Source organism: Mycobacterium sp. (genome assembly GCF_019247615.1).
Classification (GTDB): Bacteria; Actinomycetota; Actinomycetes; order Mycobacteriales; family Mycobacteriaceae; genus Mycobacterium.
This window is the reverse complement of sequence record NZ_JAFBAT010000110.1, coordinates 1-25,469: the sequence shown is the minus strand read 5'-3', so window position 1 is coordinate 25,469 and position 25,469 is coordinate 1. Positions and strand designations below refer to the sequence as shown.

Annotated in this window: 19 protein-coding genes and 2 pseudogenes; 10 read left to right on the top strand and 11 right to left on the bottom strand. The window is 68.8% G+C overall.

The genetic code is table 11. The annotated features are described in order from the left end of the window. Window positions 1-6,032, bottom strand: a 6,032-nt coding sequence (locus tag JO059_RS07430; protein WP_293315447.1) for a type I polyketide synthase, incomplete at its 3' end; no start/stop codon positions are given. Window positions 6,033-6,360: 328 nt separating this feature from the next. After that, a complete protein-coding gene (locus JO059_RS07425; protein ID WP_293315446.1) occupies window positions 6,361-6,720 on the bottom strand; it encodes a hypothetical protein in 360 nt (119 codons plus the stop codon). Window positions 6,721-6,893: 173 nt separating this feature from the next. Here JO059_RS07425 and rbpA point away from each other — a divergent pair, with 173 nt between their 5' ends. Continuing rightward, window positions 6,894-7,229 (top strand): RNA polymerase-binding protein RbpA, encoded by a 336-nt coding sequence (rbpA, locus tag JO059_RS07420; protein ID WP_293315445.1) that lies wholly within the window; start codon window positions 6,894-6,896, stop codon window positions 7,227-7,229. A 4-nt stretch (window positions 7,230-7,233) separates the two neighbouring features. On the opposite strand, the gene JO059_RS07415 is transcribed toward rbpA, so the two are convergent. From JO059_RS07415 to JO059_RS07400, 4 genes are read right to left on the bottom strand one after another with little or no spacing between them, the layout of a single operon-like run. After that, a complete protein-coding gene (locus tag JO059_RS07415; protein ID WP_293315444.1) occupies window positions 7,234-8,037 on the bottom strand; it encodes a polyprenol monophosphomannose synthase in 804 nt (267 codons plus the stop codon). After that, complete coding sequence (lnt, locus tag JO059_RS07410) at window positions 8,034-10,127, bottom strand: apolipoprotein N-acyltransferase (RefSeq protein WP_293315443.1); 2,094 nt, start codon at window positions 10,125-10,127, stop codon at window positions 8,034-8,036. Before lnt ends, JO059_RS07415 begins: the two co-directional genes overlap by 4 nt. After that, window positions 10,120-11,739 carry an amidohydrolase gene (locus JO059_RS07405; RefSeq protein WP_293315442.1) on the bottom strand — a complete coding sequence of 540 codons (1,620 nt, stop codon included), beginning with the start codon at window positions 11,737-11,739 and terminating at the stop codon, window positions 10,120-10,122. Before JO059_RS07405 ends, lnt begins: the two co-directional genes overlap by 8 nt. A gap of 32 nt (window positions 11,740-11,771) precedes the next feature. Continuing rightward, entirely contained in the window at window positions 11,772-12,317 is a 546-nt protein-coding gene (locus JO059_RS07400; RefSeq protein ID WP_293315441.1) for an FxsA family protein, read from the bottom strand. Window positions 12,318-12,378: 61 nt separating this feature from the next. On the opposite strand from JO059_RS07400, the gene JO059_RS07395 reads away from it, so the two are divergent. Beyond that, complete coding sequence (locus JO059_RS07395; RefSeq protein ID WP_293315440.1) at window positions 12,379-13,086, top strand: dienelactone hydrolase family protein; 708 nt, start codon at window positions 12,379-12,381, stop codon at window positions 13,084-13,086. Between the two features lie 19 nt (window positions 13,087-13,105). On the opposite strand, the gene JO059_RS07390 is transcribed toward JO059_RS07395, so the two are convergent. Both JO059_RS07390 and JO059_RS07385 read right to left on the bottom strand, forming a co-directional pair. Then, window positions 13,106-13,960, bottom strand: a complete 855-nt coding sequence (locus tag JO059_RS07390; RefSeq protein ID WP_293315439.1) for a type 1 glutamine amidotransferase domain-containing protein — start codon at window positions 13,958-13,960, stop codon at window positions 13,106-13,108. A gap of 58 nt (window positions 13,961-14,018) precedes the next feature. After that, the gene (locus JO059_RS07385) at window positions 14,019-14,405 is read right to left on the bottom strand and encodes a PPOX class F420-dependent oxidoreductase (RefSeq protein ID WP_293315438.1); all 387 of its coding nucleotides are present in this window, start codon (window positions 14,403-14,405) and stop codon (window positions 14,019-14,021) included. 131 nt (window positions 14,406-14,536) lie between these two features. Between JO059_RS07385 and JO059_RS07380 the strand changes: the two genes are divergently transcribed. Next, entirely contained in the window at window positions 14,537-15,070 is a 534-nt protein-coding gene (locus JO059_RS07380) for an SDR family oxidoreductase (protein ID WP_293315437.1), read from the top strand. Here JO059_RS07380 and JO059_RS07375 read toward each other — a convergent pair. After that, complete coding sequence (locus JO059_RS07375; protein WP_293315436.1) at window positions 15,019-15,618, bottom strand: TetR/AcrR family transcriptional regulator; 600 nt, start codon at window positions 15,616-15,618, stop codon at window positions 15,019-15,021. The genes JO059_RS07380 and JO059_RS07375 overlap by 52 nt on opposite strands. Window positions 15,619-15,717: 99 nt before the next feature. Here JO059_RS07375 and JO059_RS07370 point away from each other — a divergent pair, with 99 nt between their 5' ends. Beyond that, complete coding sequence (locus JO059_RS07370; protein WP_293315435.1) at window positions 15,718-16,182, top strand: nitroreductase family deazaflavin-dependent oxidoreductase; 465 nt, start codon at window positions 15,718-15,720, stop codon at window positions 16,180-16,182. Window positions 16,183-16,282: 100 nt separating this feature from the next. On the opposite strand, the gene cobN is transcribed toward JO059_RS07370, so the two are convergent. Next, window positions 16,283-19,882, bottom strand: a complete 3,600-nt coding sequence (gene cobN / locus JO059_RS07365; RefSeq protein ID WP_293315434.1) for a cobaltochelatase subunit CobN — start codon at window positions 19,880-19,882, stop codon at window positions 16,283-16,285. Window positions 19,883-19,885: 3 nt separating this feature from the next. Continuing rightward, the gene (locus JO059_RS07360; RefSeq protein WP_293315433.1) at window positions 19,886-20,563 is read right to left on the bottom strand and encodes an alpha/beta fold hydrolase; all 678 of its coding nucleotides are present in this window, start codon (window positions 20,561-20,563) and stop codon (window positions 19,886-19,888) included. A 231-nt stretch (window positions 20,564-20,794) separates the two neighbouring features. Here JO059_RS07360 and JO059_RS07355 point away from each other — a divergent pair, with 231 nt between their 5' ends. From JO059_RS07355 to JO059_RS07330, 6 genes and pseudogenes are all read left to right on the top strand, one after another. Then, window positions 20,795-21,280: an RICIN domain-containing protein gene (locus tag JO059_RS07355; RefSeq protein ID WP_293315432.1), complete on the top strand. Its 486-nt coding sequence runs from the start codon at window positions 20,795-20,797 to the stop codon at window positions 21,278-21,280. Between the two features lie 23 nt (window positions 21,281-21,303). After that, window positions 21,304-22,413 (top strand): precorrin-3B synthase, encoded by a 1,110-nt coding sequence (gene cobG, locus JO059_RS07350; RefSeq protein WP_293315431.1) that lies wholly within the window; start codon window positions 21,304-21,306, stop codon window positions 22,411-22,413. Between the two features lie 4 nt (window positions 22,414-22,417). Further along, window positions 22,418-23,044, top strand: a complete 627-nt coding sequence (locus tag JO059_RS07345; RefSeq protein ID WP_293315430.1) for a precorrin-8X methylmutase — start codon at window positions 22,418-22,420, stop codon at window positions 23,042-23,044. Then, window positions 23,041-24,528 carry a precorrin-2 C(20)-methyltransferase gene (locus JO059_RS07340; RefSeq protein ID WP_293315429.1) on the top strand — a complete coding sequence of 496 codons (1,488 nt, stop codon included), beginning with the start codon at window positions 23,041-23,043 and terminating at the stop codon, window positions 24,526-24,528. Before JO059_RS07345 ends, JO059_RS07340 begins: the two co-directional genes overlap by 4 nt. A 55-nt stretch (window positions 24,529-24,583) precedes the next feature. Next, window positions 24,584-25,237, top strand: a pseudogene (locus JO059_RS07335) (DUF2275 domain-containing protein); the annotation flags it as partial. 81 nt (window positions 25,238-25,318) lie between these two features. Further along, window positions 25,319-25,469 (top strand): annotated as a pseudogene (locus JO059_RS07330) (RNA polymerase subunit sigma-70); the annotation flags it as partial.

Genomic DNA, 25,469 nt, shown 5'->3' with positions numbered 1-25,469 from the left:
TCGATCGCCTCGGCGGTGGTGTTCCCCAGCACCGTCGCGATGTGCGAGCACACCAGGTCCAGCAGCACGGCGTGCTGCTCGGCTTCCGGCAGTCCGTGCAGGCGGTGGGCGAGCGCCGATTTCGATTTCGCCGCCGCCAGCGAGTCGTCCACGCGGCGTCGGGCAGGCGCGCTGACCAGATCGGCCAACAACGACGGCACGGCGACCGCGTGGGCGCGCAACGCTGCGAGATCGACGCGCGCGGGCGCCAAAACCGGTTCGTCCACGATCAACGCCGTGTCGAACAGCTCCATCGCCTCGGCCGACGACAACGCCAGGATGCCGCCGCGCCCCAACCGGGCGAGGTCGGCGGCGCCCAGCCCGCCGGTCATGGCGCTGGCCTGATCCCACAGCCCCCAGGCCAGGGAGATCGCCGGCAGCCCGTGCGCACGCCGATGCGCGGCCAACCCGTCCAGGAACGAGTTGGCCGCCGCATAGTTGCCCTGCCCCGTCGAGCCCGCCAGCCCGGCCATCGAGGAGAACATCACGAACGCCGACAGATCCAGATCGCGGGTCAGTTCGTGCAGGTTCCACGCCGCGTCGACCTTGGCCCGCAACACCGCGTCGACACGCTCCGGCGTCAGCGACGTCACCATCGCGTCGTCGAGCACGCCGGCGGCGTGGATGACGCCCGAGAGCGGCCACTGCGCCGGGATTGCGGCGATCACCCGCGCGAGCTCCGCACGCTCCGCGGCATCGCACGCGACCACCTGCACCCGGGCCCCCGCCCCCGTCAACTCGGCTACCAACTCTGCAGCCCCCGGCGCATCCGGGCCGCGGCGGCTCAGCAGCACCAACTCCCGGACGTGCTGGTTCAGCACGAGATGACGGGCCAGTGTCGAACCGGCCATGCCGGTCCCTCCGGTGATCAGCACCGTGCCCGCGGCCAGTCCGGCCCCGGGCGCGGAAGGCAGCGTCATGACCACCTTTCCGATGTGCCGGGCCTGACTGAGGTACCGCAGCGCGGCGGGCGCGCGCCGCACGTCGAACGTCGTCACCGGCAACGGTTTTAGCACCCCGGCGTCGAACAACCCGGCGAGCTCGAGCATCCACTGGTGCATCCGCGGCCGGCCGGGCTCGAAGAGGTCGAACGCGCGATAACGCACACCCGGGTATTCCTGGGCGACCGCACCGGGATCGCGAATGTCCGTCTTACCCATTTCCAAGAACACGCCGCCGGGGGCGACCAACCGGAGCGAGGCATCGACGAACTCGCCGGCCAACGAGTCCAGCACGATATCCATCCCTGCCGTGCCGGTCCTGCCGGTGACCGCCCGGAACTTGTCCTCGAATGCCAGGCTGCGTGAGTCCGCGATGTGGTCGTAGTCAAAACCCATGGCCCGCAAGGTGTCCCACTTGCCGCGGCTGGCGGTCGCGAACACCTCCAGGCCCAAGTGCCGGGCCAGCTGCACGGCCGCCATCCCCACGCCGCCGGCGGCGGCATGCACCAGCACGCGCTGCCCCGGCTTGGCATCGGCCAGGTGGATGAAGGCCATGTAGGCGGTGGTGAAAACCGCCGAGACGGCGGCGGCTTCCGCATATGACCACTCGGCCGGCTTCGGCAGGAGCAGCCGCACATCGCCGGCGACCAGTGTGCCGCTGCCGTCGGGGAAGAATCCGTACACGGAGTCACCGACCGCGAATTCGGCGACACCAGGCCCGACTTCGACCACCACGCCGGCGCCTTCGCCGCCGAGCAGAGCCTCGTGGGTGAACATGCCCAGCGTAATCATGACGTCGCGGAAGTTGGCGGCGATCGCGTGCAAAGCCACCCGAACCTGCCCCGGTTCCAGCGGCGCGTCGGCGTTGGGCACGGGCTCCAGGCGGAGGTTCTCGAAGGTGCCCGCGCTGCTGAGGCCCAGCCGCCAGGCGCCCTCGGCGGGCGGCACCAAGATGCCGTCGACGGCAAGACTGCCACGCACCCGCGCCGCGTAAGGCGTCCCGCCGCGCAACAACAGTTGGGGTTCACCGGTACGCAGGACGGTGGCTATGACGTCATCGTCAAGGGGTGCATCGTGATCCACCAGCACGATCCGTCCGGGGTGCTCGGTCTGCGCCGAACGCACCAGACCCCACACGGCCGCCCCGGCCAGATCGGTGACGTCCTCTCCGGCCATCCCGACCGCACCCTGGGTGGTCACGATTAGTGCGCCGGAGTCGTGCTCGGTTACCCAGGTTTGCACCTCAGCAAGGACCCCGTGCGTGCCCTGGTAGGTCGCGGTCACGGGATCCTGCTCAGCTGCCTGGGTTTTGGAGGACTCGAAAAGCCGATACTGCGGAGCGGGCTCATCACCGGCAGCCACGGTCACCGGCGACCAGTTCACCTCGAACAGCCGGTCCGGGCCCGCGCCCGACATCGCCGCGCTTAGCTGCCGCTCGCTGACCGGCCGAGCCACCATCGCACGCACCGACAGCACGGGCAGACCCAGCCCGTCGGCGAGTTCGACAGAGACCGCCTTCGAGGCTGACGGAGTTCCCCCCGTTGCCGCCGGCGCGATGCGGGCGCGCACCGCCGACGCGCCCGCGGCGTGCAACGAGACACCCTGCCAGGAGAAGGGCAGCACCACTTCGCCGCTCTGGCCGGCAATTTGGGAGCCGGTCACCAGCGCGTGCAGCGCGGCATCGAGCAACGCCGGGTGCACCCCGAACCCGCCGGCGCCGCCGGCCGCATCCGGAAGTCGGACCTCCGCGAACACCTCGTCGCCGCGGATCCAGGTCGCCATTAGTCCCCGAAACGCCGGGCCGTAGCCGTATCCACGGGCCGCCAACTGTTCGTAGCAGTCGGTCGCGTCGGCCGCGACCGCGCCCGCCGGTGGCCAGACCGACAGGTCGGCGCACGGCTCGATCGATCCCGAGCTCAACGCGCCCTCGGCGTGGCACAACCATCCGGAGCCGGCGTCGCGGCGCGAGAAGATCGACACGCCGCGGCGGCCGTCCTCCTCGGCGGCTCCCACCACCACCTGCACGGCAACCGAGCCGGATCCAGAACCCTTGGGCGGCAACGTTAATGGGGCCTGAAGCGTCAGTTCGTCGAGCGTCGGGCAGCCGACCTCGTCGCCGGCACGGATCGCCAACTCGACGAACCCGGAGCCGGGGAATACCGCCACACCGGACACGGCATGATCGGTCAGCCAACCCTGCACAGCGGGCGCTAACCGCCCGGTCAGCACAACCCCGCCCGCGGCGGGCAGCTCAACGACCGCACTCAGCAACGGATGCTCGGTCGCTGCCAGACCCAAGCCGGCGGCGTCGGCGGCGACGCCCTCCCCGGACAGCCAGAACCGGCGCCGGTCGAAGGCATAGGTCGGCAGTTCCACGAAGCCGGCTCCGTCCAGCACACCGCGCCAATCAACACTCACTCCGGCGACGAACGCGGTGGCGGCGGACATCAAGAACCTGCCGAGCCCGCCGTCATCGCGGCCCAGCGTGGGCACCACGATTGCCATCGGGCCGTCGCCGCGACCGCACGCGTTCGCCGTGTCTTCGATGCCGGCGATCAATGCGGGATGTGGACTGCATTCGATGAACGTGCGGTAACCGTGCTCACCCGCGCTGCGAACGGCCTGGTCGAACTGCACCGTCTGCCGGATGTTGCGGTACCAATAGTCGGCGTCCAAACCGGCTGTGTCCAAACGGCTTCCCGTCACCGTGGAGAAGAAGGCGGTCCGCGATGAGCGGGGCTCGATGACTCCGAGGGCCGTCGCGAGCTCGTCCCGTATCGCCTCCACCTCGACGGAATGCGAGGCATAGTCCACGTCGATGCGCCGAGTCCGCAGATCCAGGTCAGCGCAGAAGCCGACGAGTTCCTGCAGCGCCGCGACATCACCCGACACCACAACGGCGGACCGGCCGTTGACGGCGGCGATGCTGACTCGATTGCCATAGGGCGCCAACAGTTCCCGGGCCCGCTCGGTGCTGCACGCGATGGACAGCATGCCGCCGGGGCCGGCCAGCGACCTCAGCAACTTGCTGCGCAGCGTGACCACCTTGGCGGCGTCCCGCAAAGACAGCGCACCGGCGACATACGCCGCGGCGATTTCTCCCTGCGAGTGGCCGATCACCGCGTCAGGATCCACGCCGACCGACTTCCACAGTTCGGCCAGCGACACCATCACCGCGAACAGCACCGGCTGCACCACATCGACGCGATCCAGCCCAGGGGCGGCGGGGGCCCCCCGCAGGACATCGGTCAGCGACCAGTCCACGAATTCGGCGAAGGCTTCCGCGCATGCCTCGATGTGCTGCGCGAATACCGGTGCGGCATCAAGCAATTCAACGCCCATGTCGAGCCACTGGGAGCCTTGCCCGGGAAACACGAAGACCGTCTTGCCCGCCGGTGCGGCGGTGCCTCGGATGACCGACACGGGCGCGTCGGCCGCGAGCTCATCGAGGCCGGCCAGCAAACGACCCCGGTCACCGCCCACCACCACCGCCCGATGCTCGAATGCCGACCGGCGCGCCAGCGACCAGCCGACATCGGCCGGATCGAGGTCGGGATGGGCGCGCACGTGCTCGGCTAGCCGCGCCGCCTGAGCGGCCAGCGCCCGCGCCGACTTGGCAGAGATCACCCACGGCACCGCCGCTGGCGTCGGGCCGTCCACGCGCGGCTGCGGCTCGGGCGCGGCCTCGATGATCACATGCGCGTTGGTGCCGCTGATCCCGAACGACGAAATCCCCGCCCGGCGCACGTGACCATCGGCCGGCTCCGCCGTCCAGGGTCGTGCCTCCGTCAGCAAGGACACCCCGCCGGCCGACCAGTCCACGTGCGGACTGGGCTGGTCGACGTGCAGGGTCGCCGGCAACATCCTGTGCCGCATCGCCTGCACCATCTTGATCACGCCGGCGACGCCGGCGGCGGCCTGCGTGTGCCCCATGTTCGACTTGACCGAACCAAGCCACAGGGGCTGGTCGCGCTCTTGGCCGTACGTCGCCAGCAACGCCTGCGCCTCGATCGGATCACCCAAGGTGGTCCCAGTGCCGTGGCCTTCGACCACATCCACGTCGGCGGCCGACAGTCCGGCATTGGCCAGGGCGGCGCGCACCACCCGCTGCTGTGACGGACCATTGGGCGCGGTCAAACCGTTGGAGGCGCCGTCCTGGTTGACCGCCGAACCGCGCAGCACCGCCAGCACCGGATGACCGAGCCGCCGGGCATCCGACAACCGCTCGACGGCCAGCATGGCCCCGCCCTCGGACCAGCCGACCCCATCGGCGGCACCGGCGTAGGCCTTGCAGCGCCCGTCCGGCGCCAGGCCGCGGTGCCGGCTGAACTCCACGAAGACGGTCGGCGTGGCGTTGACCGTCGCGCCACCGGCCAGCGCCAGGTCGCATTCGCCTGAACGTAGCGACTGCACCGCCATGTGCAACGCCACCAACGATGATGAGCACGCGGTGTCCACCGACACCGCCGGGCCCTCCAGGCCCAGCACATAGGACACCCGCCCCGAGGCGACGCTGGACGTCATGCCGGTCAGCCGATACCCCTCGATCTCCTCGGCCAGCATGCCGTAGCCCTGCACGATCAGCCCGGCGAACACTCCGGTGGCGCTGCCGCGCAGACCGATCGGATCGATACCGGCCCACTCCAGCGCCTCCCACGACAGTTCCAGCAACATCCGATGCTGCGGATCCATCGCCAGGGCCTCGGTGGGCGCTATTCCGAAAAAGGCGGCATCGAAGTCCGCGACGCCGTCGACGAAGCCGCCGGTTCGGGTGTACGTCTTGTGGCGCGCGTCCGGATCGGGATCGAACAGGCCGGCCAGGTCCCACCCGCGGTCGGTCGGAAATTCGGACATCACGTCCCGGCCGTCGGCCACCATCTGCCAGAGCCCGTCGGGGGTATCGATCCCGCCCGGGAAACGGCATGACATGCCGACGATGGCGATCGGCTCGCTCGACCGCTCCAGCAACGCACGGTTGGTGCGCTTCAGGCGTTCCACCTGGACCAGCGCCTTACGCAGCGCTTCGGTCGCGTGCTGGAGTTGATCCATCACTACCCTCGCCTAATCCTCACCTGGCACGTGGCCGCCTTGACCGCCGGATGCGGCCTCATCGAGCGCGCCAAGGCGGAGTGACGGAAGTTGCTGCACGAAGCCGTCTCCTCGACGGTCTCGCGTCCTCGTCGACCGCCGGCCACCACCGCCGTGCTGCTGTCCGACCCGAGAATGTCGCTCGTGAGTATGGCCAACTGCGGCAAATTTTCAAAACATCCGGTGCGCACTGCAACCAGAGGACGACCCGCACCGACTTGCAGACCCGACTACGCGTGGCACGCCCATGGCGCGACTGTACTCGGGTAAACATCGGCGGTAGTCGGGCCGGTTACACGCCGGCTCGGCGCCAGCCGTCGGCGGCCCGGGCGGCCCGGATCAGCACATCGCACAGTTCGCGCAGTTCGGCCGCCCCGGCACCCTCGTCGAGCGCAGTGGCGACATCCTCCGCCGCACATCGCACCTGGTAAACGCGGTCGGAAAGGTCGGCCGCGTCGTCCGCCGACAGCACCACCACGTCCGTCGGCAAACCCGGCGCGGACCCCCTTGGGCTGCGGTTGAACGAAGCCCGCTGTTCGTAGGCGCGCTGCCGGCACGAGCGCCGGCAGTACTGCCGGCGACGGCCCATCCCGGCGTGCGTCACGTCTCTACCACACCACCGGCAGGGCTGAGGGTGGGCACGGCGCGTCACGCCTGCCGACTTTAGTCGGCCGCCTTCGGTGAACTCGGTATCATGGAACATCACGGCAGGTCGCGTCGCCCATGCCGCGTGTCGGCCCGGGAACTACGCGGACCGGCATAACGTTTGCCAAACGGACAGAATTCACGTCAAGCCAGTCCACAGCACCTGAAGGAGTAGCGCACATGGCCGATCGCGTCCTGAGAGGCAGTCGCCTTGGAGCCGTGAGCTACGAGACCGACCGCAACCATGACTTGGCCCCCCGGCAAATTGCGCGGTACCGCACCGAGAACGGTGAGGAGTTCGAGGTCCCCTTCGCGGATGACGCCGACATCCCCGGCACCTGGCTGTGCCGCAACGGCATGGAAGGCACCCTGATCGAGGGCGATCTGCCGGAGCCGAAAAAGGTCAAACCGCCGCGCACGCACTGGGACATGCTGCTGGAGCGCCGCACCGTCGAAGAGCTCGACGAGCTGTTGAAGGAGCGCCTCGAGTTGATCAGGTCGCGTCGTCGGGGCTGATCAGTCAGGTGGGGTTGTCGGCGCGCGTGGCGCGAACACGCGCGCCCTTGGCTCGACGCCCCTCGATGCCCCATTGCGCGACTTTGACCAGCGCCTCGCGGATGTTGGATCCGCTCATTTTGGAAACGCCGAGCTCACGTTCGGTGAAGGTGATCGGGACCTCGGCGACGACGAACCCGTGGTCCAGTGCCCGGCGGGTCAAGTCGATCTGAAAGCAGTAGCCCTTGGATTCCACCCCGTCGAGACCGATCGCCTCGAGCACTTCTCGGCGGTAGGCGCGGTAGCCGGCAGTGATGTCGTGAATGTCGATGTCAAGCGCCAGCCGCGCATACGTGTTGGCCGTCCATGACAGGGCCCAGCGGCGCCGCGGCCAGTTTCGGACCGCGCCCCCGTCGACGTAGCGGGAACCGATGACCAGATCGGCTCCGGCGTCGACCGCGTCGAGCAGGCGGTGCAGCTGTTCGGGTGCGTGACTGCCGTCGGCGTCCATTTCGACGAGCACCGAGTAGTCCCGCTGCAGTCCCCAGGCGAAGCCCGCGAGGTACGCCGCGCCGAGCCCGTCCTTCACGGTTCGGTGCATCACGTGAGTTCGACCGGGATCGGCGGCCGCCAGCTCGTCGGCCAGCTCCCCGGTGCCGTCGGGGCTGCTGTCATCGACGATGAGCAGATGCGCCTCCGGGCACGCGTCCTTCAGTCGCCGGTGGATAACCGGCAGGTTCTCCCGCTCGTTGAAGGTGGGGATGATCACCAGGACCCGCTGGCCGGGACCGGTGCCCGGAACCTGGGGCGCCTGTTGGCCGATGCTCATGTAGCTCCTCTGTGTCGCCCGAGATAACGCGGCGGTCGTCCGCCTCGGTGGAGGGCAGTGTAATCACCGCTCTCTTCGGGCGCATCGCGGTCGGCGCCCTCGTCGGGGGGCGCGGCGTGGCGGCCCTCGGGTTCATCCGCCGCTGTATCGGTGTCTTCCGATTTCTCTGGTGGCGTGGACCGCCGGCGAATCGGATGCGCGAACCACCGCGCGGACCGACCATGCGCGAACCAATCATTCTGCCGTATCCCGGCCACAATGGCGGCCCCGGCCGTCGCGACCAGGATCCATTGCACGATGGGACCCCACCGGGTTGCCGGTGTCTGCGTCGTCTTCAGTCGCACCTGCATGTCCAGGTAGGCGGGCTCGAAGAAGCCCGTGCTGGCCAACACTTGGCCGTCGGGTGCGATCATCGCGCTGATCCCGACCGTTCCGGCGACCACGACGTATCGGTCGTGCTCCACGGCACGTTCTTTGGCGAAGGCCAGGTGCTGGCTGCTCATGACCGCGTCGACCGCGGAGTTGTTGGTCGGCACGGCAAGCACCTGGGCTCCGTTGCGGACCGATTGGCGCGCAGCTCTGTCGAAAAGCACTTCCCAGCAGGTGGCCACCCCGACCGGAATACCGGCCGCATGCACCACACCGGTGCTCTTACCGGGGACCATGTGACCGACCCACTTGGTGTACTCCGACACGTCCCGGAAGAACCACCGCATGGGCAGGTACTCCCCGAAGGGCACGATGATCTGCTTGTTGTGCCGATCGGCCGGGCCGGTGCCCGGATTCCAGACAATAACCGTGTTGGTGTATTCCCCGCCGGGCGGCTGACCGGGGACGCCGAGCGTCGTACCCACCAGGATCGGCGCACCGATCGCCGCCGCGGCCGCCGAGATGTCGCGACCTGCGTCGGCGTTGACCAGAGGATCGACGTCCGACGAGCTCTCCGGCCACACGACGAACTGTGGCTGCTGGGCGCGGCCGGCGCGCACGTCCTCGGCCAGCCGCATCGTCTCCCGGATGTGGTTGTCCAGCAGGGCCCGGCGTTGGAGATTGAAATTCAACCCGAGTTGCGGCACGTTGCCCTGCACGGCCGCGACGGTGGCCGTCGGTTCGTTGCCCGCGCCCATTCCCGAGTGCCGGACCTGCGGCCAGATGACGATCGCGCCGAACAGCACCAGGCAGATCAAGATGCCGGGCAGCACCACGGCCGGCGGAGCGTCCCCGCGGGTGCCCCGCCGGTCTTGCCGGCCGGAGATGTGCCACCACAACCAGATCTGCTGCGCGATGGCGGCTGCGCCACACCCGAGCAGCACGACGGCCGCCGACAGCAGCGGAACGCCGCCGAGCCGGACCAATGGGAGCAGGGGGCCGTCAGTCTGCCCGAAGGCCACCACTCCCCACGGGAATCCGCCGAAGGGGACGGTGCACTTCAACCACTCCTGCGCGGCCCAGAGGGCCGCGAACCAGAGCGGCCAACCGGGCAGCGTGCGCACCACCACGGCCAGCAGCCCGAAAAGGGCCGGAAATGCGGCGCAGGCGGTTACCAGTGCCAGCAGGGCCGGCGCACCGACGAGCGTGCCGATCAGCTGCAACAGCGGCAGGTAGAACGCCAGCCCGAACAAAAATCCGTAACCCATACCGCCGGCCGGTGTCGTCGCGGGGTGCGTCAGCACCCAGGCCAGCAGCCCTGCGGCGACGACGGCGGCCCACCACCAGTCCACGTCCGGGAAGCTGGCGAACATCAGCAGGCCGCCCACGACGGCGAGTGTCAAACGCGGCAGGCGTGGCACCATCGCAGCCCGGACCGCCGGGAGGCGTGCGCTGCCCGCGGCGCCCAGCCCGGCCAGCGCCCGGCGCAGCGGCGACGGCCGAAGATCGTCGGGCCCCGGAAGGGCGGTCGATGTGGATACCCGTTGCGGCTCGACGCCTACTTCGGTCGGGTCTTCGTCGCGGTCGGAGTCTGCTTCGTCGCTTATTGGGTCTTCGTCACTTATCGGGTCGCGGCGGCTGGCGAGGTCCTCGGCCGCCGCGCCGGCGCCGGGAACCCCCTCAGAGCGCTCGCGCCCACCGAACGGTCGACGACTAGCCATGGATGACAGCGCCTCGATGGACCGTTTGCCGGCAACGCGGCAACGCGTCGGCCGGACCCAGACGCGGCAACGCCGGTATGCGGGAACGCGGATCTGTCGACCAGCGCTGGACCGCGTCGCGAGGTGCGCGGACGTCCAGTGGCCCGGCGTCCCACACGGCGTAGGACGCCGGCGCGCCGGGCACCAGGGTGCCCGTCAAACCGTCGCGAACACCGCCGGCACGCCAGCCGCCGCGCGTCGCTGCAGCGAACGCCGCCCGCGGCGAGAGGGCGCTGCCCGAGGTCCGGTGATTGACCGCGGCCCGCACGCTCCGCCACGGGTCGAGGCTCGTTACCGGGGCGTCGGAACCCAGCGCGAGAGGCACGCCTTGGGATGCTAACAGCGAAAGCGGGTTGAGTTGACCGGCCCTTTCGCGACCAAGTCGCAGCGCGTACATGCCGTCAGGGCCGCCCCACAGCGCATCGAAGTTGGGCTGCACGCTGGCGATGACGCCCCACGAGCCCAGCTTGGCGGCCTGCGCGGCGGTGATCATCTCCAGATGCTCGAGGCGGTGACCGCAGCGGGCGACGGCGGCCACCCCGAGGTCGGCGACGACTCGTTCGAATGCGGCGACCACCGCCGAGACCGCGGCTTCGCCGATGACGTGGAATCCCGCGGGCACCGCCGCGGCGGAGCAGGCCCGCACGTGCGTTTCGACGACCTCGGCATCCAGGTAGCAGGTGCCCAGGCAGTCGGGGGCGTCGGCGTACGGCGCGTGCAGCCACGCCGTGCGCGATCCGAGTGCTCCATCGACGAACAGATCGCCGGCCAGCCCGCGGGCGCCGGTTTCCACCAGCAACGCGCGCGCCTGGGCGGGCGTGGTCACCGCCTCCCCCCAGTAGCCGATCACCTCGACGCCGTGAACGCCCTCCCCACGCTCACCGAGGGCGCGCAGGCGATGCCAGTCGTCGAGGCCGCCGATCTCGGGGCCGGCGCATTCGTGCACCGCGACAATCCCGGCCGCGGCGGCGGCACGCAGTGCCGCCGTCCGGGCTTCGGCCAGTTGTTCGTCGGTCAGCAGGTCGCGAGCGACGGCGCGGACCGCGTGGTGAGCCTCACCCACCAGGGGCCGGTCGGGGCTGTACCCGCCCGCGGCCGGTAAGTCCGCTACCAGGCGTCGCAGCCCGGTGGATGCCAGACCGGAGTGGACGTCGACGCGGGCAAGGTAGGCGGGCCGGTCGCCGAGTACTGCGTCCAGCTCGCCGGTGCTAGGCGGGCTGTTTTCCGGCCAGAATGATTCGTCCCAGCCATGCCCCCACACCGCCAGCCCGGGGTGGGCGGCCGCATAGTCGGCGACCAACTGCATGCAGTGGGCCAGCGAGGTGGCCGGACGCAAGTCCAGCCCGGTGAGCGTCAGGCCGGTCGCGGTCAGGTGGATGTGGCTGTCCACGAATCCGGGCGCCACGAAGCCGCCGTCCAAATCTTCGACGTCGGCGTCGGGGAACTGGCCACGTCCGACGTCGTCGCTGCCTAACCACGCCACGACGTCACCGCGGATCGCTATGGCGGTGGCATCGGGATGACTGGGACTGTGTACTCGCGCGTTGACCAGCAGCCTGGTGGGAACGGTCACGAGCTCAAACTACGTGCGGCGCCGAGCGGCGGTCAGTCCCAGGCCGGATCACCCGGGAAGCCACCACGCCTCTGGGTCGGATAGGCCGGCGTCTCGAAGTCCTTGACGTCGATGACCTCGCCGTCGATGTAGCCGCGGCCCTCGTCGTCCGGATATCGCCGGCGGAAGTCCCTAAGGGCTGATGAATAGGTCACCACCGGGACGCGCCGCAAACGGCGGGCTCCCATCGCGGCCACCCCGGGCCCGGCGATGGACCGTATCGGCGGAACCAGCAGCAACAATCCCAATGCCGTGGTGACCGGCCCGGGAATCAGAACCAGAACCAAAGCCAGCGTGACCACCGCGCCGTCGTTGACTGCGCCGCGGGCGTCGGTCAGGCGTGACCGCAGCCGGCCGGCTTGTCGAATCCCAATTTGTCGAATGAGGTGTCCACCCGCCATCGGAGCCAACAGGCCCCACCCGAGCAGGAAGCTGCCCGCCAAGACCAGCAGGGTCCAGCCCCACCCGATCGTCAGCGCCAGCGTGAAGATGGCCGCCAGTTCGACGAGGGCGTAGACGAGAAACAGCCGTCGCACCATGACAGGCCAACGTCTCCGCCCGCCCTCGAGTTCCGTGTCATGGCTGCAGTTAGATGACGATATGACGACGATCGAGATCGACACCCCCAATGGACCGATCGATGCGCTGCTTGACCTTCCACAGGGCGAAGGCCCGTGGCCGGGCGTGGTGGTGATTCATGACGCTTTCGGCTACAGCCGCGACAAGCAGGCGACCAACGAGCGCATCGCCCACGCGGGATATGTGGCGCTGACCCCCAACCTGTATGCGCGGGGCGGCCGGGCTCGCTGCATCACACGCGTCATGCGTGAGCTGCTCACGCAGCGGGGCCGCGCCCTCGACGACATTCTGGCCGCCCGCGATCACCTCCAGGCGCGGCCGGAGTGCTCGGGCCGGATCGGCGTCGCAGGTTTCTGCATGGGCGGCCAATTCGCTCTGGTGATGTCGCCCAAGGGTTTTGGCGCCTCCGCGCCCTTCTACGGCACTCCCCTGCCCCGCAACCTCAGCGAAACGCTAGAGGGGGCATGCCCGATCGTTGCCAGTTTCGGCGGCAGCGACCCGCTGGGCAGGGGGGCGCCGGAGAAATTTCGGGAAGTGGCGGCGGCCAAGCAACTGACGACCGACATCAAGGTGTACCCCGGCGTCGGGCATAGCTTCGCGAACACCCTGCCGGCGCAACCGCTTCTGCGCATCACAGGTTTCGGATACGACCGGGCCGCGACCGAGGACGCTTGGAGCCGCGTCTTCGCGTTCTTCGGTGAACATCTGGGAGCCGCAGCAGCGACGTAGTTTTCGGCCGGATGGCGACTCACTTCATCTTCTGGGACAACACGCGAGCGAAGGTGTGCGTATCGCCCGGCCAGCGTGCCGACACGTAGCTGCCGTCATCGACGACGAACGCCGGCCGCGAGTCGCTCTCCGTGTCGCGCACCATTCCCGAGGATTTGCGCCACCAATGCGGTGCACCGCGTGCGACGTCGCGGAAATCCGCCGGATCTTCAAGGGCGCGAGTGACTTCCGCCTGCACGGACATATAACCGACGACCTGGCCCGGCTCCTCGGTATACGTGCGGTAGTAATCGGGATCCCAGAAGCGGGTGATCCGCGTCAGCCGCCAGGCCAGGCGTTCCATCGCCCACGTCAACGCCGTGGTCTTGCGCCCGTAAAGCACCGATCGACCCGTGGCGGGATCAACACTGCGAGCGGCCAGCAACACGCCATGACAGATCGCGGCGACGATGGCGTCACGCGCAAAGGCGTCCACGACGAGCCGCTGCAAAACCTCGCTGTCGAGGTAGTTACGCATGCCGCGGGCACGGTGCCCGCCGGCCAACAGTAACGCGTCGATGTCATCGAGGCTGGCCTGTGCCCAGGTGGTCGGATGCCGGAATTCCTCCGACCGCAACATGTTCCGATACGCACTGCGGCCATCCCGATTGGCCCGCAGCGTCAGGCCCAGCAGCGGGATGGCTCGAAGCACCGGAAGTGCCGACCAGATGTCCAATCCGCGACCGGTCACCATGATGTCGTCGGCGACCCCCGGCGTGCCGCTTTCGGTGGCGAATACGACCCGGTGGCCGTGTTGGGTCAAGACGCGCCAGCTCACCGCGACCTCGGTCGGGTCGAAGTCATGGTCCGGGATCGGGATGAGCACGGTCCCCATCACTTGCCCCTTTGTTGCCCTTGATTGCCCCTTGATTGCCCAAGTCGCCGGCGGGCGGCTAGGTTGTAGCCAGCCTGAGCTCGAGACCGACGTTGTTTTCCATGCCGCCGCGCAGCTTGCTGAACACGTTGAAGACCTTGCCCACGATGCCGTACCGCCTGCCGATGGCATCGTAAACGGCGCCGGTCTGTGACTTGTCCAGGATCGCCGCGGTACCCTCGACTGCTTCACTGGTCGCGCGACCGCGCATGGTGCAAGTGGCCAGCGTCACCCGCGCGGTATGGCGGATCCGCTTGACCTTCCACGAGTTTCCCTCGGTGATCACCAACAGCCGGTCGCCGTCCGCGGCGGCCCAGACCGGCACCGGCTTGGGCCGGCCGTCCCTGGTGAAGGTGGTCAGTAAAATGTATTGCGCTTTGGCGAGTTCGGCAAAGGTCGGCGTCACGCTGTCAAACCTACCGCCGCCCGGATTCGGCGTTGACATTCGCGTCAGTCAATTGCGACTGTCATCAGGCGTTGGACGACGAGGCGGTGTTCGCTTGACACCTCTGCGGCAACGACCGGAGGGAGACGTCGATGGACTTGGGTTTCGCCGGAGCAACGGCCGTCGTCACGGGCGGCAGCAAGGGCATGGGGCGGGCCATCGCCGAAACCCTTGCGGCCGAAGGAGCCAGCGTGGCGGTGATGGCCCGAAACCGTGGCCCGCTCGATGCCACCGTGGAATCCCTGCGCGCGATGGGCGCTCCAGATGCCGTGGGAATCAGCGTGGATATGGCTGATGCCGGGTCCATCGCGGCCGGCTTCGCCGCGGTGGCCGAGCGCTGGGGGCGGCTCAACTGCCTGATCCACACCATCGGGTGCCCCGGAACAATCGTGACCGCCAGCTTCACCGAAGCACTCAAAGACGTCCTCGCCACCGATGGCCTGGACGCCACCGATCCGGTCGATGTGATGACCTGGATCGACAACAACTTTCACCAGCCCTGCGACCTCGGCCGCGCGGGGTTTCCGGAAGAGGTCGCTTCCATCACGGCCTATCTCGCGTCGCGGCGTAACGGTTACGTCACCGGTGCCACAGTCAACGTGGACGGCGGATCGGACTTCGTTTGACTTCGAATCAGTCTGGAGAGCACGCGGTTCGTCCGCCGCAGCGGATCCGGGGACCGTTGCGCCACGGACATGATGACCGCGCCCTCGACGGCCGCGACCGCGGTGGTGGCCAGATCGACCGCCGCCGATCGCGCGAGACCGGCGTCGCGGAGGAGTCGGCTCAACATCTCCTCCCAAGTGCTGAAAGCCGCTGCGGCGGCGTCCGCGGCCGCGGGCACCTCGGAGCGGCCCAACGTCGCGGCAACGATCGGGCAGCCCGCTGTGTAATCACTCTCGGCCAGCATCGCTTCCCACATCCGGGTGAACGCCGCCAGCGTTTGCGCTGGGTCGGCGGCTTCCACGCAGCTCTGGATCGCGGCGGTGAGCTCCGCGCTCGCCGCGTCGACCGCCGCCTCAACGAGTTCGGGCTTGCCGCCGGGAAAGTTCACATAGAGCGTTCGCCGCGCCAGGCCCGCCTGCTCGAGCAATGCCGACACGCTCGCGCCCGTGACCCCGACGCGACGAATGAGCGCAATCGCGCTGGTAATCAAGCGCTCCCGTGCCGCCATCGATGTCCTGCCTTCCTCCGCGCTTGCGGTATACCGATCATTCTACTATGTTGGATTTCGACCGTAGACCGATCGATCTACTCCCGCGGAGGCATGACCATGGCAAGCCATACGGGTGCGCCCACCAGCGACCGGGATGCTGCCGTGCGGAAATTCCGGCGGGAGCGCTTCATCGGTCGCCATCTCGCTAATCCCCTGGTGGCCTTGCTCGGTCGGCTCGGGATCCGGACGACGTTCGCCACGGAGCTCGAAACGACCGGACGAAAATCCGGGGTGAGCCGACGTGTCCCGGTTTCCGCCAACTTCGACGAGGCGGGCGCGTGGGTGATTTCCCAGCATGGGCGCCGCTCGGGATGGGCCGTCAACATCACGGCCGACCCCAAAGTGCGCATCCGGCAAGGGAACAGGTGGCGCGCCGGCGTCGCCCGGTTCGAACCCGATGACGACCCCGCGAAGCGGGCCCGCACATTCGCGACATCGCGGTTGCTGACCCCGCTCGTCGTGGCGACATTCCGCGCGCTGCAGTCCGATCCGATCAGCGTCCGGATTGACTTCACGGATTGAAACGGTTTGGCACCGACGCCCCTGTCGGCGCGTGTCCAGTGTCTGGCAGGCCGCACGTTCGGCGCCAAGTGAGCGCCCGGCCGCGCTCGCGGCGGCCCCACTATCCCTCCAGGTCGCCCTCGGTTTCCAGCAAGGCCTGGCGCAGCTCGCCGAGCGTGTCGGCGCGCGGGTCCAGCCACATGCCCCGATGGGCCGCCTCCAGCAGTCGTTCGGCTATGCCGTGCAACGCCCAAGGATTCGATTCGGCCATGAACTTGCGGTTCTCCGGATCCAGGACATAGCGCTCTGTCAGTTGCTCATACATCCAGTCGGCCATCACTCCGGCGGTGGCGTCGTAGCCGAATAGGTAGTCGACGGTGGCCGCCATCTCGAATGCGCCCTTGTAGCCGTGCCGGCGCATGGCCGCCATCCAGCGCGGGTTGACCACGCGCGCGCGGAACACGCGCGTGGTCTCCTCGGACAAGCTGCGGGTGCGGATGGCGTCCGGCCTGGTGTTGTCGCCGATATAGGCGGCCGGCGCTTGCCCGGTCAGGGCCCGCACCGTGGCGACCATGCCGCCGTGGTACTGAAAGTAGTCGTCGGAGTCGGCGATGTCGTGTTCGCGGGTGTCGGTGTTCTTGGCGGCCACGGCGATGCGTCGATATTGCCGGTTCATGTCGTCGATCGCTTCCCGACCGTCGAGGTCGCGGCCGTAGGCGAATCCGCCCCAGGCGGTGTACACCTGGGCAAGGTCGGCGTCATCGCGCCAGTTGCGGCTGTCGATCAGCTGCAGCAGCCCGGCGCCGTAGGTTCCCGGTTTGGACCCGAAAATCCTGGTGGTGGCGCGTCGTTGATCGCCGTGCTGCCTCAGGTCCGCCCCAACGTGCGCCCGCACGTAGTTGTCGTCGTCGGACTCCTCGAGTTCGGCGACCAACCGCACCGCGTCGTCGAGCATGGTCACGACATGGGGGAAGGCGTCGCGGAAGAATCCGGAGATCCGCACGGTGACATCGATACGCGGGCGCCCCAACTCCGAAAGCGGAATGGGCGTCAACCCGACGACTCGCCGCGACGCGTCGTCCCATACGGGCCGAACTCCCAGCAGGGCAAGGACTTCCGCGATGTCATCGCCGGCTGTGCGCATGGCGGAAGTGCCCCACACCGAGAGCCCAACCGACTGCGGCCACCGTCCGTTGTCGGTGCGGTACCGGGTCAGTAGCGAGTCCGCCAGTGCGACACCGGCTTCCCACGCGAGCCGGGACGGCACGGCTTTGGGGTCGACGGAGTAGAAGTTGCGCCCGGTCGGCAGCACGTTGACCAGGCCGCGCAGCGGCGATCCCGACGGCCCGGCGGCAATGAACCGGCCGTCCAGCGCCTTCAATATCTGGTCGATCTCGGACGCGGTGCCCGCAAGCCGCGGCACCACTTCGGTGGCCGCGAACCGCAGCACGTCCGCAACGTCTGGGCTGTCGGTGAGACGCCGGACTGCGTCGGGGTCCCAGCCGGCGGCCTGCAGTGCCGTGAGGAGCTCTCGCGCCGCGATCTCTGCCCGATCGACCGAGCCCCGGTCGTCGGTCCCGTCCTCGGCCAGACCCAATGCCTGCCGCAAGCCCGGAAGCACGTGCTCGCCGCCGAACAGTTGACGGGCGCGCAGAATGGCCAGCACGAGGTCGAGTTCGGCTTCGCCCGTGGGCCGTTGACCGAGGATGTGCAGCCCGTCGCGGATCTGGACGTCCTTGATCTCGCAAAGCCACCCGTCGACGTGCAGGATCATGTCATCGAACGCGTCCTCCGCGGGTCGTTCGGCCAGGCCCAGGTCGTGGTCCATCTTCGCGGCCCGGATCAGCGTCCAGATCTGCTGGCGGATGGCGGGCAGCTTGCCTGGGTCCAGCGCGGCGACGGTGGCGTGCTCGTCGAGCAGCTGCTCCAAACGCGCTATGTCGCCGTAGGTTTCGGCGCGGGCCATCGGTGGGATGAGATGGTCGACGAGCACCGCATGCGCGCGCCGTTTGGCCTGAGTGCCCTCGCCGGGGTCGTTGACCAGGAACGGGTAGATCATCGGCAGGTTGCCCAGCGCGGCGTCGGAACCGCAGGCCGCCGACATGCCCAACGTCTTGCCCGGCAGCCACTCCAGGTTGCCGTGCTTGCCCAGGTGCACGATCGCGTGAGCCCCGAACCCGGATTCCAGCCAGCGATAGGCGGCCAGGTAGTGATGGCTGGGCGGCAGGTCGGGGTCGTGGTAGATGGCGACCGGGTTTTCGCCGAAGCCGCGGGGCGGCTGCACCATCAGCACCAGGTTGGCGGCTTGCATTGCGGCGATCACGATCTCGCCGTCGGGGTCGGCGGTGCGGTCGACGAACAGCTCGCCGGGTGGCGGACCCCAGTGCGCCTCGACGGACTGCGTGAGCTCGACGGGCAGCGTTGCGAACCAGTCGCGGTAGTCCTTGGCGGAGACCCGGATCGGGTTGCCGGCCAGTTGGCCGTCGGTGAGCCAGTCGGGGTCTTGGCCGCCGCGCTCGATCAGCGCGTGGATCAAGGCGTCTCCGTCGTTGGACTCGACCCCGGGCAGATCGCCCAACTGATAGCCGCGTCGGCGCATCGCCCGCAATAGCGCCACTGCGCTGGCCGGGGTGTCCAGGCCGACCGCGTTGCCGATGCGCGCGTGTTTGGTGGGATAGGCCGAAAACACCAGGGCCACCCGCTTGTCGGCCGGGGCCACATGCCGCAGCCGGGCGTGGCGGATCGCCAGTCCGGCCACGCGCGCGCAGCGCTCCGGGTCGGCGACGTAGGAGATCAGCCCGTCGTCGTCAATCTCTTTGAACGAGAACGGAACCGTGATGATGCGGCCGTCGAACTCGGGAACGGCGACCTGGCTGGCCACATCGAGGGGGCTGAGGCCGTCGTCGTTGTCGCGCCATTGGTTCCGGGATGTGGTCAGGCACAGACCCTGCAGGATCGGGATGTCCAGGGCCGCAAGGTGTTCGACATTCCAGCTGTCGTCGGCACCACCGGCCGCCGCCTCCGCCGCCCTCAGTCCCCCGGCGGCCAGCACCGTTACCACCATGGCGTCGGCGTCGCCGAGCCGTTGCAGCAGTTCGGGTTCGGCGGCGCGCAGCGACGCGCAATAGACGGGCAGCGGCCGGCCGCCGGCGTCTTCGATGGCCCGGCACAGCGACTCGATGTAGGCGGTATTGCCGGCGAGCTGCTGGGCGCGGTAGTACAGCACCGCGATCGTCGGGCCGCCGCTGACCTTGGCCTGCGGTCGGTCCAGCTCGCCCCAGGTCGGTGTCACGACCGGCGGTGCGAAGCCGAATCCGGTCATCAGCACCGTGTCCGACAGGAACGCATGCAACTGGCGCAGGTTCTCCACGCCGCCATGGGCCAGGTAGACATGGGCCTGCACAGCGATGCCGGCCGCAAGGGTGGACAGGCCCGTCAACTCGGCGTCGGCGGCCTGTTCGCCGCTGACCAACACCGTCGGGACGCCGCTGGCGATCACCGCGTCGATGCCGCCCTGCCAGGCCCGATACCCGCCCAGGATCCGGACGACCACGATGGACGCACTGTCCGGCAGCAAGGCCAGCAGGTCCGTCAGCTCTGAATCAGTTTGGGGGTCGGACAAGCGCGACGGGTTGGCGTACCGATAGTTCTTCCCGCTGGCACGGGCACTGATCAGGTCCGTGTCGGACGTCGACAGCAGCAGGATGGTCGGCTCAGACACCCGTTATTCGTACCGCAGCGTCGCCGCGATGCGGGCGGCGACCTCACTGGCCACCTCGAGCGCCCGACCGCCCTGCGCGGGCTCGTACCGATCGGCGATGGTGTCGTAGTCGGCGCCGGCGATCGACCCGTGATCGGCCTCGAGTTCCACCAGTTCGACGGGCCAACCCACCTGTTGGAGGTCCGCGGCGAACGCCTTGCTGGCCTCCAAAGGCACCGCATCGTCGGCCACGCCGTGCAGCAGCGTGAACGGCGCACCGACGCGGTCGGCGGAAAGCATCTCGGTGGGCGGTCGACCGGAGATCGGGTCCGGGACCATAAAGGCGCCGGCCAGGCACACCGTGTGCGCGAGCGACAGGTCGAAGTGCGCGGCATCAAGCGTCAGGCCGGCCGCCGCGCAGCCACCCAGCGACCAACCGACGAGCACCATGTCGTCGGCGCCGCCGGCGAGGTCGCGGGCGAAGTCGAGCGATCGCAGCAGGTCGGCTCGCCCGCCGTCGTCGGAATGGGAATTCCAATCCGGCGCCACCACCGCCGCACCACGCTCGGCGAGCATGGCGGCGAGAGGGCCAACCGCGGCACGCGCGTCGGTCTGCATGCCGTGCCACAGCAAGACCATGGGTTGCGTTGGATCGCCGAAGATATCGGCCATGCGCCCCGGCGCGTACTCCACCGTCCTCACGGGGACGAGTGTGCCCCGGCCGACGCGAATCCAACCCCGGGTCGGTGCCGATCGTGTACTCAGCGCGAAAATCGGCGCCGAATCTCGCCCTGAATGCACGTTCGGCGCTGACTCGCTGGGCTGCCGCTACGCCGGTTGATTCCGCGTAGCGTCATGTGAGCCAATGGCGTGGACGGGCACGATTTCCGCAGCGCTGCGGTAAATAATTGACCACGACAGGATGGAGCAGAAATGGACGGATCGCGGTTGAAGGGCGGCATGCGACGTGCCGTTGCCGTAGCCGGTGCGGGAGTCGGTGTCGCGCTGCTGACCTCCGGTGTGGCGAGTGCCGCCTACCCGGCCCAGTTGAGGAGTCGATTGGGCAATTGGTGTCTCGACGGCCCGAATGGGAAGGAAACTCCGGTGATGATCAACCCTTGCAATGGGTCGAAATCCCAACTGTGGATCTTCAATGATGCAGGTCAGCTCGAGAATTTTTCCTTTCCCAGGCAGTGCGCGAGCATCGGTAGCCCAGCAGATACCACCCCGGTGATCCTCACGCCCTGCCATATCAATCCCAACAACGCGCGCTGGAGCACCCAGCCCAATGGGCAGGTGAACAGCGGCCTCGGGCCATGCCTCGATGTCAACGGCGGCGTGGCAAACCCCGGAATTCCGGTGATCGCCTACCACTGCATCGCCGATGTGGCCGACCAGCAGTGGGATAGCGTTCAATAACGCTGACCGACATACGGTGAACCATGCCCCGAGCCCGCGACAAGGACGCCTGTCCAGGGGCCCTGCAGCTGCACCCGGCCGCGGACGGTCCGCTCGCGCGGGTGCGGCTGCCGGGCGGCATGATCACCGCCGCACAGTTGTCGGCACTGTCCGGCGTCTCGAGCGAGTTCGGCTCGGGGATCCTTGAGCTGACGTCGCGCGGCAACGTGCAGTTGCGCGGGCTGACGAATGTGACCGCGGCCGCCGACGCCGTCGCGCGGGCCGGGCTGTTGCCGTCGCCGACGCACGAGCGGGTCCGCAACATCGTGGCCTCACCGCTGTCCGGCCGAGTGAGCGGACACGCCGACGTTCGCGAGTGGGTGCGCGAACTGGACGCGGCGATCTGCGCCGAGCCGGGTCTGGCAGAGTTGGGAGGCCGATTCTGGTTCAGCATCGACGACGGTCGGGCCGACGTGTCGGGGCTGGGTGCCGATGTCGGCGTGCATGTGCGCGACGACGGTGTCGCGCTGGTGTTGGCGGGCCGGGAAACCGGCATTCGGTTGACGGCGGGCGAGGTGGCCCGTTCGCTCGTGGCCCTCGCGTTGCGGTTCCTCGAAATACGCGAAACAGCTTGGCGTGTCACAGAATTGGCCGACATTGCGACGTTGTGTCCCGGGGCAGCGCCCGGTCCGGCCTTTCCGGCGATCAGCAAGCCACCAGTGGGCTGGATCGTCCAGGACGACGGTCGCGTGGCTCTGGGCGCCGCGGTGCCGCTCGGCGTGCTGCCCGCACGGGTCGCGGAGTATCTTGCCGCAACCGAGGCCCCGCTGGTCATCACGCCGTGGCGGTCCATCCTGCTGTGCGATCTCAGCGAAGAGGTGGCGGACGTCGCGCTGCGCGTGCTGGCGCCGTTGGGTTTGGTTTTCGACGAGAACTCCCCCTGGCTGGACGTCAGCGCGTGCACCGGCAGCCCGGGGTGCGCACACTCGGCTGCCGACGTTCGGGCCGATGCCGCGCTGGCGCTGGACCCCGACCTTCGGGTGCATCGTCATTTCGTCGGCTGCGAGCGCGGGTGCGGCAGTCCGCCGATCGGTCAGGTCCTGGTCGCGAGCGGGCAGGGATATCGGCTGCTGCGTGACCAGCCCTTAAGGTGAGCGAGTGCTCGACTACATCCGCGACGCGGCCGAGATTTACCGCCAGTCGTTCGCGGTCATCCGGGCCGAAGCCGACCTGGCGCGATTCCCGGACGACATCGCACGCGTCGTCGTCCGGTTGATCCACACCTGCGGGCAGGTCGACGTGGCCCAGCACGTCGCCTACACCGACGACGTCGTCGCGCGGGCCGGAGCTGCTTTGGACAGTGGCGCCCCGGTGTTGTGCGATTCGTCGATGGTGGCCGCCGGGATCACCACCGCTCGGTTGCCCGCCCGCAACGAGATCGTGTCGCTGGTGGCCGATCCGCGCGCGACCGAACGGGCGGCACGCCGCCGCACCACCCGTTCGGCGGCCGCCGTGGAGCTGTGGTCCGACCGGCTTCCCGGCGCGGTCGTGGCGATCGGCAACGCGCCCACCGCGCTGTTCCGGCTGCTGGAATTGATCGACGAAGGGGTTGCACCGCCGGCCGCGGTAGTCGGTGGGCCGGTCGGATTCGTGGGGTCGGCGCAGTCCAAGCAGGAGCTCATCGAGCGCCCTCGGGGAATGGCCTACCTGGTGGTACGCGGCCGGCGCGGCGGCAGCGCCATGGCCGCGGCGGCCGTCAATGCGATCGCGAGCGCCACCGAATGACCAAGCGCGGCAACCTCTTCGGAGTCGGATTAGGGCCCGGCGATCCGGAATTGGTGACCGTCAAGGCCGCCCGCGTGATCGGTGAAGCCGACGTGGTTGCCTATCACAGCGCGCGGCACGGACGCAGCATCGCCCGCGGAATCGCCGAACCGTATCTGCGGCCCGGTCAGCTCGAGGAGCACCTGATCTACCCGGTGACGACCGAGGCGACCGACCATCCCGGCGGGTACTCCGGTGCGCTCGACGACTTCTACGCCGACGCCACCCGGCGCATCGCGGCGCACCTCGATGCGGGCCGCGACGTGGCGCTGCTCGCCGAGGGCGACCCGCTGTTTTACAGCTCGTACATGCACTTGCACACCCGCCTGACGGAGCGGTTCAACGCCGTCATCGTGCCCGGTGTCACCTCGGTGAGCGCCGCCTCGGCGGCCATCGCGACGCCGCTCGTGGCCGGCGAGGAAGTGCTCTCGGTGCTGCCTGGCACGTTGCCGGTCGCCGAGCTGACGCGGCGCCTCGCAGACGCCGACGCCGCGGTGGTCCTCAAACTGGGCCGCTCCTATCACGCTGTGCGCGAAGCGCTTTCGGCATCAGGACAACTTGACGACGCCTACTACGTCGAGCGTGCCAGCACCTCCGGTCAGCGCATCCTGCCCGCAGCGGAAGTCGATGAGGCCAGCGTGCCGTACTTTTCCCTGGCCATGCTGCCCGGCTGCCGGCGACCGAAATTCCAGCGGGCTGGGACCGTCGCGGTGGTCGGCTTGGGACCCGGCGACGCCGACTGGATGACCCCGCAGACCCGGCGCGAGCTGGCCGCCGCGACCGATCTGATCGGCTACGCCGGCTACCTTGATCGCGTCCCGGTCCGCGACGGCCAGCGCCGCCACTCCAGCGACAACAGCGACGAACCCGCCCGGGCCCGGCTGGCGTGCGCGCTGGCCGAGGAGGGGCACGCCGTCGCGGTGGTGTCGTCGGGGGATCCGGGCGTGTTCGCGATGGCCACCGCCGTCCTGGAGGAGGCGAAACAATGGCCGGGAGTGCGCATCCGTGTGGTTCCGGCCATGACCGCAGCACAGGCCGTCGCCAGTAGGGTCGGCGCCCCGCTGGGCCATGACTACGCGGTGATTTCGCTGTCGGACCGGCTCAAACCGTGGGACGTGATCTCCGCGCGACTGGCCGCCGCGGCCGCCGCCGACCTGGTGCTGGCGATCTACAACCCCGCGTCGAAGGCGCGCACTTGGCAGGTCGGCGCGATGCGCGATCTGCTGCTGGGCCATCGCGAACCGGGCACACCGGTGGTCATCGGCCGCAGTGTTTCCGGGCCGGTCTCCGGGCCCGACGAAGACGTCCGCGTGGTACGGCTGGCCGATCTGGATCCCGCCCAGGTCGACATGCGGTGCCTGCTGATAGTCGGTTCGTCGCAAACCCAGTGGTACTCAGACGATTTTGGCGACCGGGTGTTTACTCCCCGGCGATATCCGGGCTGACGCGCGTCCGCGGCCACCTCCGCAGTCGTGGCAAGCCTTTGCGCGCGGACCCGCCATGCGCAACGATGCAGGGATGCGATGCGACGTTGCGCGTGAGGCGCTTTCTGCGCGACTGGACGGCGAGCGTCCCGAGGTGGCTGCCCAGCGCGTCGACGCCCATCTCGGATCGTGCCGCGGTTGCCGCGCCTGGCTGATCGGCGCTGCCGCGCAGACTCGCCGGCTGGCTTCGATTGAGGCCGGTCAGGGACCAGACCTTGTCGACAGGATCATGTCCAGCGTCGGCGAGCAGTCGCGTCATCACCGCTGGATGCGCCTGGTCCGGTCGCACTACCGCCGATGGGGCGTCATCGCCGTTGGTCTGTTCCAGGTGGGTATTGCGGCCGCCCAGATCAGCGGAATCGATTTCGGCATGGTGTCCCACACGCACGGGGCGATGTCCGGCGAGCACCTGATGCACGAGTCCACCGCGTGGTTGTTGGCGTTGGGGCTGGCGATGATCGCCGCCGGGATCTGGCCCCTCGCGGCGATCGGTGTCGCGGCGATTGTCGGCGTATATTCCGTGGCACTCGTGGGGTACGAGGTGGTTGACGTCGTCGAAGGCGAGGAGACCGCGGCGCGCATCGCCAGTCACGTACCTCTGCTGTTGGGCTTTGCGTTCGCGTTGCTGGTCACGCGGGAAAGATTGGGGTCGCGCAGCTCGCGCGGCTCCGACAGCGACGTCGACTTCCCCGCCTCGCCAACACATGCAGCCCGCGGTCGGCGACACCGCCATCTGCGGCCCATCAGCGGAATGACTTCGTCTACGACGACCCGTCGTAGATTAACCGGACCGGCGCAACTAAGGTGGTTGGTCATGACCGCGTCACCCGACGACGAGGCCGTCACCGCATTAGCCTTGGCAGCCGCACGCGGGAATGCTCGCGCACTCGAGGGGTTCATCA

Excerpts from the sequence above, each read along its gene's own strand:
- JO059_RS07370 (WP_293315435.1), top strand. The coding sequence starts at position 15,718 with ATGGCAAGCCATACGGGTGCGCCCACCAGCGACCGGGATGCTGCCGTG.
- cobG (WP_293315431.1), top strand. The coding sequence starts at position 21,304 with ATGCCCCGAGCCCGCGACAAGGACGCCTGTCCAGGGGCCCTGCAGCTG.
- JO059_RS07395 (WP_293315440.1), top strand. The coding sequence starts at position 12,379 with ATGACGACGATCGAGATCGACACCCCCAATGGACCGATCGATGCGCTG.
- JO059_RS07375 (WP_293315436.1), bottom strand. The coding sequence starts at position 15,618 with ATGGCGGCACGGGAGCGCTTGATTACCAGCGCGATTGCGCTCATTCGT.
- rbpA (WP_293315445.1), top strand. The coding sequence starts at position 6,894 with ATGGCCGATCGCGTCCTGAGAGGCAGTCGCCTTGGAGCCGTGAGCTAC.
- JO059_RS07390 (WP_293315439.1), bottom strand. The coding sequence starts at position 13,960 with ATGGGGACCGTGCTCATCCCGATCCCGGACCATGACTTCGACCCGACC.
- JO059_RS07380 (WP_293315437.1), top strand. The coding sequence starts at position 14,537 with ATGGACTTGGGTTTCGCCGGAGCAACGGCCGTCGTCACGGGCGGCAGC.
- lnt (WP_293315443.1), bottom strand. The coding sequence starts at position 10,127 with ATGGCTAGTCGTCGACCGTTCGGTGGGCGCGAGCGCTCTGAGGGGGTT.
- JO059_RS07340 (WP_293315429.1), top strand. The coding sequence starts at position 23,041 with ATGACCAAGCGCGGCAACCTCTTCGGAGTCGGATTAGGGCCCGGCGAT.
- JO059_RS07400 (WP_293315441.1), bottom strand. The coding sequence starts at position 12,317 with ATGGTGCGACGGCTGTTTCTCGTCTACGCCCTCGTCGAACTGGCGGCC.
- JO059_RS07355 (WP_293315432.1), top strand. The coding sequence starts at position 20,795 with ATGGACGGATCGCGGTTGAAGGGCGGCATGCGACGTGCCGTTGCCGTA.
- JO059_RS07415 (WP_293315444.1), bottom strand. The coding sequence starts at position 8,037 with ATGAGCATCGGCCAACAGGCGCCCCAGGTTCCGGGCACCGGTCCCGGC.